Genomic DNA, 16,757 nt, shown 5'->3' on the forward strand with positions numbered 1-16,757 from the left:
TCATATGCCATCATTTCAGTGGATTATCATCGCATAAGGGCGCTCACTTCCGTTACATTTTGAAAAGCCCCTTTTTAAGCAGAATAAGGGCTGTGGCTTCCCTTAGAGTTAAAACTCAGGAAAGGGCAGACCCGGTATTCCTCCGGCTGCCCTTCCCGTTTTCATCATCCACTACAAACTGTTCTTATACTCCTGAGGAGTCACCCCGAACTGCGTTTTGAACAATTTAATGAAATATTGCGGCTTCTGATAGCCGACTTCCAGGGCGATTTGATTGATCTTCATATCTTTATCCCTCAGTAGCTGAAGAGCTTTATCCATCCGCAAGCGTAAAACGTAACCGGAGAAATTCTCGCCCGCCTCCTGCTTGAACAGGTTAGAGATATAGACCGGGTGCAAATGGACGTGATCCGCAACGGATTGAAGCGTGACGTCTTTCAAGTGCTCGCCCACGAAGCGGTATACCCGTTCCATCAAGTCTAATCGCAGATTGTCGGAACGGCTGTCGCTGTAGGCTTTGAGCTGATGGAAACTTCCAAACGCCCACTCCCTTAAAGGCTCCGCGCTCCAACTGGCATCTGCCTTCAGCATCTTGTCGATATCTCTGCCGAATACTTCGAACATTCGCTTGCCCTTCTTGTGGACGAAGTAAGAGTACGCTTGAAGCAATGCCACATAGATTTCGAAGCCGTATTCATTCGTATTGTTCCCGTTGCTGCACAACTCCTCGAAAATCCTCGACAGCTTCTCCTCGAATGCCCCCCACTGCTCCACTTCGATGAGTTGCATGAGGGTCGGCGCCGCGTACAAATCGGCCAGCGGACGGATTTCCTTGAACTCCTGCCCTTGGACGACATTCAGAAAACTCTCGGTCTGATAACCGATGAAATCCGAATAGGTGGATAATGCCGAATGGTACATCGCGGTCAGTTCTTGCGGAAATAATCCCTCCCGGCTGACTACGATAGAAACTTTAGTCTTCAAGTACAGTTTGATCTGATGCTGGGCCAGACGCGCCAGAATTTCCACGTCGGCAGCCGTTTCTTTGCCGGTATCGTTGGTATTTTTCATTGGCTGAACAAGAAAGATCAAATAGTCGTATGGATCCTTGCAATGCCATACATGAAAGCTCTTGGAGAAAACCTCTTCGGCAATATTGAACATCGCGTATTCAAGCAATGAAACGCTATAGAGATCCGTATGGGAATAATCCTCCTCCACGCGGATGCAAATCAGTAATGTCGGCTCCTCCAGAGAGAAGGGCAGCTCATAGAGATGGATTTTATCCTTGACTACGGATAAAGGAATATTTTTGCCAGACAATAACTCTTGAAAAAGAGATTCCCTGAGCTTAGGCAAGCTTTCCCGGAACAAATAAGAGATTTTCTGCTGATTGATCAGTTGTTCGCCTTCCTGCTCCATATCGTCGATTAACCTGCGGAGCGTTTGTTCCAATTCATCATTGGACACCGGCTTCAATAAATAATCGCTGACATGCTTCTGCAGCGCTTCTTTCGCATACTGAAACTCATCGTGACCCGTCAGGATGACCGATTTAATGTTCTTCCACTTCTCGTTCACGTGAGAGATCAATTCCAGCCCGCTCATGCCGCCCATCTGAATATCGGTGACGACGATATCGATGGCATGGTAACCCAACAATTCCAAAGCTTCTTCGCCGGAGTAAGCCTTGTGTACAGCCGTAATCCCCATCAGCTCCCAAGGCAACCCGATAGCCAAGCTGTCGACCAGGTGAGTATGGTCATCCACGATCAATATTTCGTACAATACTATTCCCCCGCTTCTTCCGACGGCTTCGTCACCGAATTCGTTTCGTATTTCCACACGAGTTCCACGCACACCCCGCCAAGCTTCGAACCGAGAAGGTGGAGTCCCGCTCCCTCGCCATAAAGCAGTTTCAATCGCTGATGAACATTTTGCAAGCCGGACTCGATTTCCTGATCGTTGGCGAGTCGGATTCTCGAGAGCATGGCTTCCATAAGAGGCGGATCGATGCCAAGCCCGCTATCTTCCACGGTTACTCGAGCCATCTCTCCGTCCAGCCACCCTCGAATTTGTATCATTCCGTATTCGGTTTGGTTTTTGAAGCCATGCAGGATCACGTTCTCGACCAGCGGTTGCAGGATCAATCGCGGAACTTCCATCGGAAGCATCGTCGGATCCACGTCGATCTCGAACTCGAACCCGTCCGATAACGAATCATGGATTTGCAAATAGTTGCTCACCAACTCCAATTCCTCTTCCAACGTTGCCATTTTCCGCCCCGTCTTGGTCGTATACCGGTAATATTTGCTCAAGTTCATCGTCATCGAGACCGCCGCTTCCTTCTCGTTCAGTTCAACCATGCTCTTGATATAGGCGAGAGTGTTATACAGGAAATGAGGATTAATCTGAGACTGGAGTTGCTTTAGCGTCGCTTCCTTGGACCGTATTTGCTCCTTGAATACGTCCTCGATCAACTCTTCGATTTTGGATGCCATAGAATTAAAACGGTCGTACAGAAAACGGAATTCCCCTTTGGGCTTACCTTTCATCCGGCTGGAATAGAGCCCTTTCTCGATGAGATTCATGCTCTGCATCAGCCTTTGAAAAGGAATTTGAACGTTTCGGTACAACACGAAAGCCAGATAAGCCCCCATGAATATCATCATCCCGCTTATCGCGTAGAACATCGTTTGGTTTCGTTGAATGGGCGCCATCACCTGCGTAATCGGAACATAATCGACAAGATACCAACCGAGCGAATTCACCTTCTGATAGTGGACTTGATAATCCATCTTCTCTGCCTTCAGAAGGAGATAACCGCCGTCAACCGAAGGCTCTTGCGTAAACCCGGCCAGCAATTCGTTCGTGAGATTGCGATTGGAGGAATTATTGTAGATGGGATCCGAACCGGGCTGATACAGGAAAGGATCCCCGGAACCGTTCGTCTTGAAGTCGGTCAACGCACTTCTCACTTCCACCTCGTCCACCTTCAGCACGACCCGCATATCCACTTCGTTCGACTCCGCCGAACCGTCGGGATAAGAGAGCACTTCCATAAAATACGCTCCCTTGGCATCGGGGTAATATTGCCAGAACGTGTCTTGCTTCGGCAATTCTGAAGGGAGCGCATTCAAATTGGAATTGCTCTTGATCACGTTTCCTACTCTTGGATAAACGACCGCAATGACGGCTTTCCACCCGCCGTATCCGGCTAAGCGGTTTATTTCCTCCGACACCGTTCCGGCCGTACGGAATTGCTGCAGATTATCGTTCAGTAAGTCGGGATAGGCCAAATTGCGAACATCCGTGCTTTCGTAAAGCATCTTCTTATACGTATCCAGTTGAAAAAACATTTGCTCGATTTGCCCGGCAAAGGTCTCGATTTGATACTTTTTCACTTTAATGATTTCATCCGTAAGGACTCGGGTGCTCGTTCGGTTCGAAACGGCATATAAACCTAAAATCGGCGCGAGCAGCAGAAGAAGCGTAATCGCCAATTTGGCAAAAGTTCCGAACTTGATCATTTGTCCCCCGCCGATGCCTGAAATTCGGAATACTGTTTCTTAAGTTCCGCGAATACTTTGTCGTACCCGGCCTTCTTAAGAGATGCGAGCGCTTCCTGAAAATTCTCGTCGTAATTAACTAGCCCCGCATTAATCGGCTCGAACCTCATCTTGTATACGGCCATTACCCGAGCCAATTCGCTCTTAACCGGTTCTTCATTAAAGTGGAAGCCGAATAAGCGGGAAATCCGCGCGTTATCGTCGTTGGTGAGCATATCTTCAACCATTTCATCATCCACGTTCGTCGGAGCGGTAAAATAATTTTTGTTCCGCCACATCCACTCGTACATCAGTTGGTCGTTAGTCAATAATTTAATTTTGCGGTTTTCCAACGTATAGTCCTTTCCTTCGACGCCGTAGATGATGAAAGTGTAATTTTCTTTGTTTTTCAGAATCCAATTCATGAACATCATCGCGCGCTCCGGGTTTTGGGCCGCAGTCGGAATCATGTACGCCTCGTTGCTTGGAGCGAGAATATACTTCAGCTTCCCCGGGGAGAGATAATACTCTCGAAGTCTAGCGCGAGGATCCGCCTTTTGAGCGGTTTGAAGATTTTCCATCGCGCGCGAGACGGCGCCTACCCGGAAGAGCAGCTTACCCGCGTTTTCCTGGTCGATTTTGGAAGCCGGATTGCCGATCAGGTTTTTATCGATAATGCCCTGCTCGACCCATGACTCTCTCACATGGGCAACCTTCTTGTAGAGATCGGTTTCCAAATAACTGATCATTTCGCCCGTAGCTTCATCCACCGCAAACATTTGGCGCTCATCCAAAGCGGTATAATTGTTGTCCGAAAGCTCGCGCCACAATACCTCTTGACCTCGATCGGTTTCCAAATATCCGTAGTAGCTCGGGTCCTTGGCATGCATTTTGGCATAAAAAACTTCCAGATCGTCGATCGATCTAATTTCGTTCATTCCGACCGATTCGAGCAAATCTTGGCGTACCATGACAGAGGTGAACTTGCCTGCCGACGTGAAGGCTTGGGAAGGAATCGCCCATTGTTTTCCGTCGATTTGGTCCAGTTTGAAATTGTCCGCCGGAATGTTTTTCGTAAGATCCGCGCCGTATTTCGCTAGAAGCCCGTCAAGGGGCTGAATATAACCTTTCGTTTTGTAGCCGGAAACAAAGGGGGTTCCATACCAGAAGAGATCATACTTCTCTCCGGTAGCGAGAGCTAGTTCGAGCTTTTGTTGATAGTTCGCCCAAGGGATATACGTGAAGTCAAGCTCCGTATTCAGATCTTTCCTAAGCCGATCGTTTAATTCATTGTTGACGAATTCTCTCATCCGATTCGACTCGTCGCCCGGCATGATTACTTTAAGCTTAACGATAGATTTCGACTCTTCCGGAGGAACGAGTAGATCTTGATCGTTACTGCATCCGCTAACGAAACCGATTGCCAGAATAAGCAGTACTATCCCAAGCCCGCGACACCTCACTCTAATAACCCCTTCCCTCTCCGGCCGTTAAAGCTATTATCCACCTATGTTTGTATCCTATCAATACGGAAAAAAGGATGACGCTACTCCTATAGGAATAGCGTCGGCTTGTAACGTTTATTTGAGTAGTCGTGCGATTAGCCTTTATGGGCACTGAAGGCCACGCCTTCGATAAATCGCTTCTGGAAAATAAAGAACAAGAAAATCATCGGAATAACGGCCATGAAAGCACCTGCCATCAATACCGGATAATTCGTCGCGAACTTGGAAACCAAGGTGGCTAGTCCCGCCGATAAGGTTAATTTCTCCGGAGAACTGTTAATGATAAGCGGCCATTGCAGCTCGTTCCAGGACCACAGAAGCTGAATAATCACTACCGCGACCAGAGCCGACTTCACTAGAGGGAGCATAATATGCCAGAAAATCTGGAACGGATTGCAACCGTCCAGAATCGCTGCTTCCTCCAATTCCTTGGAGATGCCAAGGAAAAATTGTCTAAGCAAAAACGTGGCGAACGGACTGATCAGCGAGGCAATCCACAGAGCGGTTACCGTATTTACCAAGCCCAGCTTGCTCATCATCAAGTATTGAGGCGTGTAAAAAACCGGATTCGGAACCATCATGACGGAAATGATGAGAAAAAAACATAGCGATCGTCCGGGGAATTTAATTCTGGCGAACGCGTAAGCCGCCATGGAGCTGAAGATGATAGGAAACAATGTTTTCATAAACGCCGATAAAGCCGTATTCAAATAGTAATATTGAAACGCGGACTGTTTAAACGCCTCCGGATAACTGCTCCATCTGAACTCGGAGGGAAATATTTTGACCGGGATTTGCGTCGCTTCGGTCATTGTCTTAAAGGACGTAAGGATCATCCAAAGAAACGGAACGATCATGACGACGGAGATCGCGATCAGAATCGCGTGAATGGCCAGATTCGTCCGCTTGCTCGTTAGGGATTGGCTTTTCATCATGTCCTGTCATGCCTCCTCAATCGTAGACGACCCATTTTTTCTGGAATAAAAACTGGAGTCCCGTCAGGATCAAGTTCAATACCAGCAATATGTTAACGATGACCGCACCGTAGTTTTGATCGTAATAAACGAATGCGTTTTGATAGTATGCATAGACGAGCGACCGGACCGAAGGAAGCGCGACGCTCGTTTTGCCGATCAGCATATAGATCGAATCGAACACTTGCGTAGCCCCTATGATGAGTACGATCGACGTAAAAAACAGCGTCGGCGTCAGCAACGGAAGCGTAATGTAACGAAATTTGTTGAATCCGACCGCTCCGTCGATTTCGGCCGCTTCGTACAACGTTCTCGGAATGCCTTGCAGTCCAGCCAGAATGAGCAGCATGTTAAAGCCGATCGCCGCCCAAACTCCGACGATGACGAGCGAGTACATGGCGAACCGCGGATCCGACAGCCACGACACGTGCGTTCCGAGCACGTAATTGACAAGACCGTAATCTTGGGCGAACAGCACGACCCACACCATCGCGGCCGCGGCCGGCATCGTGACTTGCGGCAAGAAATAAATGACTCGATAAGCGGACAAACCTTTGAGCTTCGAGTTCAGCAGTACCGCGATAAAAGTAGAGCATACAAGCGTAAGGGGCACGAAAAGCACGACGTAATATAGCGTGTTCCGCAGGTTTCTAAAGAACTCTTCGTCATGGAACAGCTTCTCGTAATTTCGCAAACCTACCCAATGGTTAACGAGACCGAAGTTCTCGGACTTCAGAAATCCCAAGTAAATCGAGTAAACCGCGGGCCAACTCCAGAACAGCAAAGTTCCGATCAGAGTAGGAGCAATCATGGCATACGCCCAGGCATATCTGCTTTTCGAATTCATGGCCATCCCCCTTCGTTCATCGAAGGCATTCCGTCGAAACGGAATGCCTTCAAATGGATCGTGTAAAAATCGTTATTTGCTATCGGCGATCGCCTGATTCATCATTTCGGCTACTTTTTTAGCGCCTTCTTCGATAGAGATAACTCCGCCCCATGCTTGAGACATAATTTCGGATTCTTTAGCGAACCACACCGGATAAGCTTTCGTACCGCTCGGATACGGAATCGCATCGGCGACTTGATCGATGAACACTTGCAAATTCAAGTCCGGCTTGGATTTCACCCAAGCGTCTTGCGTACCGTTAAAGGCCGGGATCGCCGCTCCCATTTCCGCCGTAATTTCCGCGGCGCGTTTGGAGCCGAGGAACTGGAGGAACAAGCCGGCTTCTGCCTTGTTCTTGCCTTTGGCGGACATCACGTTGCCAAGACCGTTGATGATGTTGCCCCGTTTGACTTTTCCTTTCGGCAACTTAGCCCAGTTCCATTTGCCGTGAATGATCTCGCTTCCGTCGATATCCGCATTACGCCACGAGCCTTCGAAGATCATGGCCAGCTTGCCGGATTTGAACATTTCGGTCGATTCGGTGTCCGTCATTTGTTGGTGCGTCGGAGAAGCTTTATCCAGAATCATTTGATAGCGGAATTTTAACGCTTCGATCGATGCCGGCTCGTCGTATCCCGACTTGCTCAAGTCGTCCGAAAGAATATGTCCGCCGTTGGCCAGCATATCGTTCCAGTAACCGACTTGCGTGTCCAGCTTGGCGCCGAAGCCATAAATGCCTTTGTCCGGCTGGGATAATTGCTTGGCGACTTCCGCCAGCTTGTTATAATCCCACGTGTCGTCCGGGTAAGGAACGCCCGCTTGGTCGAACAGTTCTTTGTTGTAAGCGAGGCCGATCGTATCGAAGTCTTTCGGGACTCCATAGTTTTGGCCATCCAGCGTGTAAATGGAGCCCAGGTTTGCCGCGTAATTGTTCAGGTCGATGATGCCGGATTGTACTTTATCCGTAATCGGCTCCAAGAAGCCGCCGGTCGCATACTTGATAAATTGTCCTCCGTGCATCCAGAAAACGTCCGGCAAAGTACCGGCAGGCGCAGCGGCCGACATTTTCGTCCAATAGTCCCCCCAAGGGATGACCTCGACTTTGACTTTGATATTCGGATTCTCTGCCGTAAATTCTTTCGCGATCGCCTCCATGGCCGGCTGCTGGATCTTATCCCAGATCGTATAGCTGATCGTTACCTCTTTCGCGGGCTCTTCGCTTGCTTTCTCACTTGCTGCCTCGCTTGCTTTTTCGCTCGCTTTCGCGCTATCGGCCGGTTCGCTCGCCGTGTTCTTTTCATTCTTCCCGCTGCACCCTGCCAAAACCAAGGTGGCAACCAAGAACAAGCTCAATACCGAGGCCATCATTTTGTTGCGGACCAACATTTCATTTCCCCCTCAAGGTTTTTTGTGTGTTGCTGCTGCTTCTGAAGATGATGATACATCTCCATCAATACTCCGAAATATTTTGCGCAAATATTTTGGGGTAAAAAAGAAAGTACGTTTTTGACATCTTCATCATAAAGCAGGATACTCCCCCAAATAAATGCCACAATTTAAAGATTTCAGCCCTAATCTTAAGATCATGATCTTGATTTCGGGATAGTAGATAATCATTTTCGGCTAAATTGGAGTGGCATTTCGCGCAATTTATTTGCGCAATTATAGTAAAATGGATTCGTCATCTTCGAACCGGCGACACCGCTGGAAACGGTCAATGACTAGTCAAATATGGGATCTAAGCCGTTGCCTGCGGTCTAGTTACTTTTTGGCACTATGGCATCATTCGTGCTCGGAGTCGGCGCTACAGCGTTGCTTTTTGGCACTATGGCATCATCCGTGCTCGGAGTCGGCGCTACAACGTTACTTTTTGACACTATGGCATCATCCGTGCTCGGAGTCGGCACTACAACGTTACTTTTTGACACTATGGCATCATTAGTGCTCAGAGTCGGCGCTACAACGTTACTTTTTGACACTATGGCATCATTCGTGCTCGGAGTCGGCGCTACAGCGTTGCTTTTTGGCACTATGGCATCATTCGTGCTCGGAGTCGGCGCTACAACGTTACTTTTTGACACTATTGCATCATCCGTGCTCGGAGTCGGCTCTGTAACGTTAAGATACTTAAAAACCGAGGGAAGAGCGCCCTCGGTTCCGTTATTCAGCCCGCCCGCTTTTTATCGTCCCGGGTTCGATATTTTCACTTGACCTAGCTTTAACCATCCGTCGGCACCTTGATCCTTATTGGCGAACATGAATTTAACGGCTTTGGAATTGAGCTTCTCAAGCGGATTGACAACGCGCATTAAGATCTCGTACGAGCCGTTCGCCAGCTTCGGATTTTGCGTGATCGATTGGAAAGCGACGCTTTGATTGCCCTCGGAATCGTTCGGAAGCACTCCGCTGATTTTCCAGTTCACGCTCCAAACGTTAATGATTTTACCCCCGGACTTCGCCGCGAGCTCCACTTTCCAATCGTAATAGAACGGCGCGACTCCGCGATTCTCGATTTCCACGCCGATCTTCAGTTTTCCTTCGGTTCCGTCTAAATAAGCTTTGGATACCTGGTACTCGTACCCGAGACTTCTAGAGCCTTCTTTCGCCTTTTTCAAGGGTTCTCCCGACATCGGCATCTGGAACACGCCTTGGTTCATCATGAACGAAGCATGCGTCAGCTTGAGGCTTTCGTAAAAATCTTCTCCTTGTTTGCCATCTATCGGTTTCGCAGGGTCATTATAGCGCGGCGGGTCGTTGTTCCACATCGGAACTTGGATTTCCGGCCGCATCTCTCCACCCATAGGCCGCTTCTTCCAGAAGTCGGTATCGCCCGCCGTAATTGCCCGGCCCCAGAAATGCCAATCTTGCCCTCCCATGCTCAGTGGCAGCGTCTCGAAAGCAAAGGAATCGTCATGGTATCCGATATCGTAATTTTTCGTCTGAAACGTGTCGTTGGCTATCGGATTACGCACGACGAGGCGCTTATGATCGAACGCCTTGTCCATAGCGTCCAGCACCCTTTTTTGATTTCCTTCCGACGGCATCCAATTGGTTAGACGAACCGTCTCGCCCTTCTCATCCTTGAGCTCGTTTCCTTGCTCGTCCTTCTTCGGCGTCCAGCCGTCATAAGGCCACGTATGCCATTCCCCCCAGAAACCAATTAATCCGACCATGATGAAGCCTACCCGAGGATCGCCGTCATAACGTTTGCCCAAGGCGGCAGAGAAGCTCTCCAGAGCTGTGACCAGATTCGGATCGTTCCAGTCCGGCGATACGCTAGCGGATTCCTTGCCATTGTCGAATTCCGTGTAGCTATTCGTCCGGAGTCCGCCATCCAGCAAGAATTTCGGTATTCCGGACGGTTTGTTCGGATAATCCAAATAAAACCGAAATACCGCTTGATGCCCGCGGGATGCGATTTCGTTCAGTTGCTTGTCGAAGTGGCTCCAATCGAACTTGTTCGGACCTTTCATCACGGCGCCGACAGGCTCGTATAGGAACTCCAGGCTGTACGGCATTTGACTCGGACGGTCGCGCCAGTCGTCGCCCTCCTTGTAGAAGCCTTCCTTCCCCGCGTCCAGAAAAGGCAAAAACCCTTTCAGCGGATTATCGATCGGCGCTTGTTTGTATGCTAGTTTATGAGTACCGGCGAGAGTTGCCCAAGAAGGAGCTTTCGGTCCCGTTTTCGGAGCCGCCGGAACGCCGGGGGTACTTGTGCCGCCCGAGGAAGATGAATTGCCATAATACCCGACATCGTCGATCTGAATGACGTTGTTAGCATGAACGGTCGGATTGTATCCGAACTGAAAACCGGTCATTTTGCTCGGGTCCAATTCGGCACCGCATTTTACCTGGTCTCCTCCGCATTGCCATGCAGCTTGATTAAATTGATCCCATGCAATGCGCACCGTCCCCTTAAATCCGGCCTCGACGCGAAGCGACCCTCCGTTGAATTTGGCCGTTTCCCAACTGCCAGCCGTCTTCGATACTTGCGCCGCCCCATCCGTCTTCAGATTAAACGCCCCATTGGCCGCGCCCGTCTTCGCTTCCATGCCGAGATCTAACGCCTTGCCATCCGACGTGTCGTTATTCAGCCAGAAGGTCACGCCCTCAAACCCCGAAGCATCGCCGTTCGTTTCCGCAATCGGATGCAAAATATTCGCCCAAGTCGCCGAGGAATCCTTGACGGTCAGCTTCAACGTTTGGCTGCCGCTTGCTTTACCGATCCCGACGGCCACCGAACCCGGCTTATCCGACCAATCCAGCCTCCATGAGGACTGTATTGCCGCGTCGTCCGCATAGCTTTCGTAATCGTCGATGATCGGCGATACCGATGTACCCGCCGCTTTCGCGGAGTAACTCCCCACCCCCGCTAGGACGATCGCGAACGCTAGCGCAATCGATCCAGCCTTCTTGAGAAACAATCCTTCTCCCGTTTTCCTCATAGCCTTCATCCTCCCGCTTTTTCTTTTTGCATCCAAACATACGCGCACCCTAACGCTCCCAATGCCTTAGCGCCCCCTTCGCAATAGAGCAAATATTTGCGCAATTAAATCAAGCGGATTATAACATGTAAGCGCTATTAATGTATAGAATGATTCATTTTAACTTCTCTTACCCGACTAAATAGTTATTAAACAGGTAAAAAGAAGCGTTTAAACTGTGAAAAAAGCAGTTATAATGTGAATAAGTTGCGCAAATATTTTCTATCCGCTGCGCAATTCAAGGAGGTTAGATTTGAAAGGTAGGCGAATCGGAAGATAAGGGGGTGACCTTTCCGACATCATTTAGATGGGATCTTCATGGAATCTCAATAAAAACGTGGAGGTACGATGATGTTAAAAAAGAAGCTTCTCGCGGCCTTGTTGACCGTTATTCTGATTGCAGGCTTATTGCCCGCCTATGTTGCCAACGCTGCCTCTTTTACTTTTAACCCCGATTATGCAAGCGTTTTCCCGAACCCGGAGCGCGGATATCATAACCGGTACGAGATAGTCAACGATCCCTCCGTCAACGACTACGCCAGCTCCGCTACGAGCATCGCCGGCTTTAACCCGGACATGCTGGACCGCACCTTCGCCCGTGCCAAACAAGCCGGGAACTCCCTCATTCACAGCTATATCCACCTAGACAAGTACACGAACGCGGATCAACTTCCGCAAGCTCTTCTCGACAGCTTATCCTCCGGTCTCGCGGCCATTCGGACAGCAGGATTAAAAATCGTCCTGCGTCCCGCCTACGCCTGGTCGGGATCGCCGACCGTCCCCGAAAGCCGCATACTGGGGCATATTCAGCAGATCAACGCGGTCATATCGGCCAACGCCGATGTCGTTCTCCATTTGGAAGCCGGCTATCTCGGACCGTGGGGGGAATGGCATACGAGTCAATTTACCGATCCGTTCACCCGAACGGATGCCGACACGCGTTATCGCATCATTAAGAAAATTTTGAGCACGACTCCTTCCTCCATTCCGCTCGTCATTCGTTACCCGATATTCATCAAGGAGGTGCTCGAGCTTCCAACTCCTTCGGGAACGACCGCTTTGACGCAGGACGACAAGGACCGGATCGGCTTCCATAACGACTGTTTCCTGTCCGACAGCGCGGATATGGGAACCTACGATAACAATTCTTGGATGGGCTGGTTCTATGTCGAACAGAAGAAGCAATGGATGTACGATCTGGCGACCTCTACCGGTGGCAATAAAATGATGGGAGGGGAAACCTGCGACTCCGCGGGCAGCAACGACTTGGCGGGCGTTAATGTCCAGTCGGAAATGAGCAAGCTCAATTTTACCGAAATCAACGAGGATTTCGCGGCCGTTAATATCAACATCTGGAAAAATGCCAACCTCTCCGCATCCGGCAACGATCCGGCGGAAACCGCCTTTACCCGGATCAAGCGAAAGCTCGGTTACAGGCTGCGGTTGATCGACGCCAACTTCCCTACGAGCATAAGTCCCGGCGGCAGCTTCGGCTTCTCCGCCAACCTGAGCAATGACGGCTATTCCGGGATCATTAAATCACGCCCTGCTTTCCTAGTATTCGATAACGGAACGCAGCGCTATAATGTCCAGTTGACCGGAGTGGACGTACGGCAATGGTTGAGCGGCCCCGTCGCTTTATCGAACCAAACCGTCGCCCTTCCGGGCAACATGGTTGCCGGTACCTACAAATTAGCCCTCTGGCTCCCGGATGCGGACGTCAACTTACGCACGCGGCCGGAATATTCCGTCCGGTTCGCCAATACGGGCACATGGGATGCCGTCAAAGGTTACAACGTGTTGGCAAACGCCATATCCGTCAGCGGAGACCCGGTCGTGCCCGAAGCGCCGGCGAACTTGCAAGCATCGCCGGGTAATAGCCAAGTTACTTTGACTTGGGACATTTCCGCGGGGGCGAGCAGCTACACGGTGCTTCGTTCCGCTACCAGCGGCTCCGGCTACGCGCAAATTGCGAGCGGCCTTACGTCCACAAGCTATACGAATACCGGTTTAACGAACGGAACGACTTATTATTACGTGGTCAGAGCCGTTAACGCCGTTGGAACAAGCGGCAACTCGAACCAAGCCGGCGCGACTCCGGCAGCCATCTCGATTCCTTCCGCCCCCGCTTCGTTAACGGCGACGCCGGGCAATTCGCAAGTCGTTCTGACCTGGCCCGCTTCCACGGGAGCAACTAGCTATACCGTGCTCCGCTCCGCCACGAACGGAACGGGATATGCCCAAGTCGCCACGGGCATTGCCGGCACCTCTTACACGAACACCGCATTGACGAACGGAACGACCTACTATTACGTAGTCCGCGCGGCGAACGGAGCCGGCAGCAGCGGCAACTCGCCTCAGGCGAGCGCGACCCCTTCCGCTCCTCAGCCGGTAACGATCGATTCTTACGCCAACCAGACGGTTTTCGCCAATAAGAAAAACGATCTGAACCAAAGCTTCAGTTGGACGATGGATAGTTTGTATTACGGATCGGACAGCTCGGGTAATATCGTCCTGAACTCCGGCGGAAACGGACAATTTTTGCAGGAAAACGTTAATCAAAGCCTAGCCGGGGCAAGCAATTTAATCATCCGAGCACGCGATTGGAGCGATACCGACACCGAGAGCCATTGGAATGTCGTGCTAAATGACGGTACGGATCACACGGTCGGGCCGATTAGCACATACGGAAATATTACCGGCAGCTATACGGATATCGCCATTCCGCTATCCGCATTTAACGCAAACCTAGCCAATACCCAGTATTTGCGCATCGTGCATCGCGACGCTACCTATTCGGTACTTATGATCGACACGATCTCCGCCGATGGAGGCGGTACCGGCGGCAATGGCGGAGATACGATCGCGCCTTCGGTTCCGGCGAACCTTGCGTCTACGGGCAAAACAAGCAGCACGGTCGGTCTTTCTTGGAGCGCGTCTACCGATAACGTAGGCGTTACTGGTTACGTCGTCTATCGGAACGGGACGCAAGTCGGCACGCTGACGGGAACCAGCTTTACCGACACAGGGCTAAGTGCGGCCACAACTTACAGTTATACCGTCAAAGCTACGGATGCCGCGGGTAACCAATCCGCGGCCAGCCCAAGCCTATTGGTAACGACCGATGCCGCCTCTTCGCAAATCAGCTATGAAGCGGAAGCGGCGGGCAATACGTTAGCAGGCGGAGCCGCGGTCTCTTCATGCGGCACATGCTCCGGCGGCTCCAAAGTCGGATACGTCGGCAACAACGGCGGCACGCTTCAGTTCAATGGAGTAACTCCGGCCAGCTCCGGAAGCCAAACGGTCAAAGTCTATTATCTGAACGGGGACGCCGGCCGCTCCGCGCAAATCAGCGTGAACGGCGGTTCTCCCGCCACGTTGAATTTTCCGAATAGCGGGGGATGGAGTACCGTCGCTTCGATTGACGTAACGCTATCCCTTACCGCGGGAACGAATACGATTAAATTGTCGAATTCCGGCGGCTGGGCGCCGGATTTCGACAGAATTACGCTCAGTGCTCCGCCTGACGCCATCGCGCCCTCCATTCCTTCCAACTTAGCTTCAACGGTAAAAACCAGCAATTCCGTCAGCCTATCTTGGAGCGCTTCGACTGACAATGTAGGCGTAACCGGCTATGTCGTCTACCGGAACGGGACCTCCGTCGGCACGCCGACGGGAACCGCCTTCACAGATACGGGACTCGCGGCAAACACCTCCTACAACTATACCGTCAAAGCCGCCGATGCCGCCGGGAACTTGTCCGCCGCGAGCTCTTCGCTCGCAGTCACGACGAATGCGCCGCCTCCCGGAGGAGCCGCTTCGACCGTTCCGGCCGGAGTCCCCGTCAATCCTTACGCGGTAAACAGTCCGGATGCATCGCTTGCGGTTCATCCCTTGGCGAAAGGAACCGACCCGGTTACCAATCCGCTGAAAGGCTTCGCGATCTGGTACTATCCCGGCGATCATGCCGATAAGACCGCAACGCAATACGGCGGAATCAACAATTCGATCGAATGGAAGTACTTCGGCTTCGGCGAGCTGATGACCGGCGCGAACTCGTACGATTGGGAACTCGTGGAGAAAGCGTTGGACGAAGTCGCTTCCCACGGCAAACAGCTATCGCTGCGGGTCGCATCCTGCGAATCGTTCTCGAGCAAAGACGTTCCGGACTTCTTAATGAGCCAAGTCCGAAACGGCTGTATCCTCAACTACGATTCTCCTGTCGTCATGCAAGCGTTCCAGAACTTCATCGCCGCGTTCGGAGCCAAGTACGACGGCGATCCTCGCATCGCCTTCATCCACATGGGGCTCGTAGGCCGATGGGGGGAATGGCATACTTGGCCGAACGACGGCAGTAACGGCACTCAGAACTGGATGATGTCCGACGCCAACGCGAATCTCATTCTCGATGCCTATAACTCCGCTTTCCGCGTCACCCGGGTTGAGAACAGATATCCGCGATCCGGCGGAGGAACGCACATTACGACACTCGCGCGAATCGGCTACCATGACGACTCGTTCGCCTACCGGGAGATGGATCCCGTACTCGGACGCGTTGGCAGTATGACGCTACCCCTGTCCATGAACGGCAAATCGGATTCCCTGTTGACTCAAGCGCTCCTATTCGGCGCGGAGAACAAATGGGTAACGGCAAGCATCGGAGGCGAAGTTCGTCCCGAAGTCCAAGGAAATCTGTTCGACCCGGCTTCCGCTACCAAGGACGACGCCTTGACGGACGTTGAAATGACCCATGCGACTTGGATGATCTGCCAGAATTGCAAATACAACAAAAACGATCCGAACGAAGTGAGCGTATGGCAGAAGATGGGCTACAATTTCTACGCGAAGAACGCGTACTTCAACAATTCCGTATCCGGCAGCTTCAAAGTCGGAGTTCAAATCGAGAACAGCGGTTCGGCGCCTTTCTATTACGGTCCGGACATGTATCCCGTTGAGCTCGCGCTGAAAGACGGAAGCGGCAATATCGTCAAAACGTGGACGACCGATTGGGATTTACGGACGATCGTGCCGAAGCAAGTCAAGGTATTCCCGGAATGGAACGTATCCGGTAATCCAATTTACGTCAACTTCGGCCAGCCGCAGTATTTCGACGCGACGGTTAATGCCGCGGGCGTACCGCCCGGCCAATACAAACTGGTCATGCACGTGTATAATCCCCTCTGGAAAATCAAAGAGGCGGACGTGCGAGCCAAGGGCCACATGCCGAGTTACTTGCCCTGGAACAACCCGCTTCCGATCCTGTTTGCCAATCAAAGCCAAGGAGCGGACGGCTGGCTCGAGCTCGGCCCGATTACGCTTCAATAAGTCCCTAATAACCAAAAGCAAAGAGCTTGGCG

Annotated in this window: 8 protein-coding genes; 1 reads left to right on the plus strand and 7 read right to left on the minus strand. The window is 51.3% G+C overall.

The features are described 5' to 3' along the window. Positions 1–171 precede the first annotated feature (171 nt). From HH215_RS12320 to HH215_RS36025, 7 genes are all read right to left on the minus strand, one after another. A complete protein-coding gene (locus HH215_RS12320) occupies positions 172–1,788 on the minus strand; it encodes a response regulator transcription factor (RefSeq protein ID WP_169280177.1) in 1,617 nt (538 codons plus the stop codon). Positions 1,789–1,790: 2 nt separating this feature from the next. Further along, positions 1,791–3,530 (minus strand): sensor histidine kinase, encoded by a 1,740-nt coding sequence (locus HH215_RS12325; protein ID WP_169280178.1) that lies wholly within the window; start codon positions 3,528–3,530, stop codon positions 1,791–1,793. Then, positions 3,527–5,011: an extracellular solute-binding protein gene (locus HH215_RS12330; protein ID WP_169280179.1), complete on the minus strand. Its 1,485-nt coding sequence runs from the start codon at positions 5,009–5,011 to the stop codon at positions 3,527–3,529. Before HH215_RS12330 ends, HH215_RS12325 begins: the two co-directional genes overlap by 4 nt. A gap of 137 nt (positions 5,012–5,148) precedes the next feature. Next, a complete protein-coding gene (locus HH215_RS12335) occupies positions 5,149–5,988 on the minus strand; it encodes a carbohydrate ABC transporter permease (RefSeq protein ID WP_169280180.1) in 840 nt (279 codons plus the stop codon). Between the two features lie 16 nt (positions 5,989–6,004). Beyond that, on the minus strand, positions 6,005–6,874 hold the full coding sequence (locus HH215_RS12340; protein WP_169280181.1) for a carbohydrate ABC transporter permease: 870 nt from the start codon (positions 6,872–6,874) through the stop codon (positions 6,005–6,007). 72 nt (positions 6,875–6,946) lie between these two features. Next, entirely contained in the window at positions 6,947–8,302 is a 1,356-nt protein-coding gene (locus tag HH215_RS12345; RefSeq protein ID WP_254450457.1) for an ABC transporter substrate-binding protein, read from the minus strand. A 794-nt stretch (positions 8,303–9,096) separates the two neighbouring features. Further along, on the minus strand, positions 9,097–11,361 hold the full coding sequence (locus tag HH215_RS36025) for a DUF4832 domain-containing protein (protein ID WP_217362292.1): 2,265 nt from the start codon (positions 11,359–11,361) through the stop codon (positions 9,097–9,099). Positions 11,362–11,748: 387 nt separating this feature from the next. Here HH215_RS36025 and HH215_RS36365 point away from each other — a divergent pair, with 387 nt between their 5' ends. Further along, entirely contained in the window at positions 11,749–16,725 is a 4,977-nt protein-coding gene (locus HH215_RS36365; protein WP_169280182.1) for a DUF4832 domain-containing protein, read from the plus strand. Positions 16,726–16,757 lie beyond the last annotated feature (32 nt).

Origin of the sequence: Cohnella herbarum (assembly GCF_012849095.1) — a bacterium.
In the GTDB taxonomy this organism is placed as follows: domain Bacteria; phylum Bacillota; class Bacilli; order Paenibacillales; family Paenibacillaceae; genus Cohnella; species Cohnella herbarum.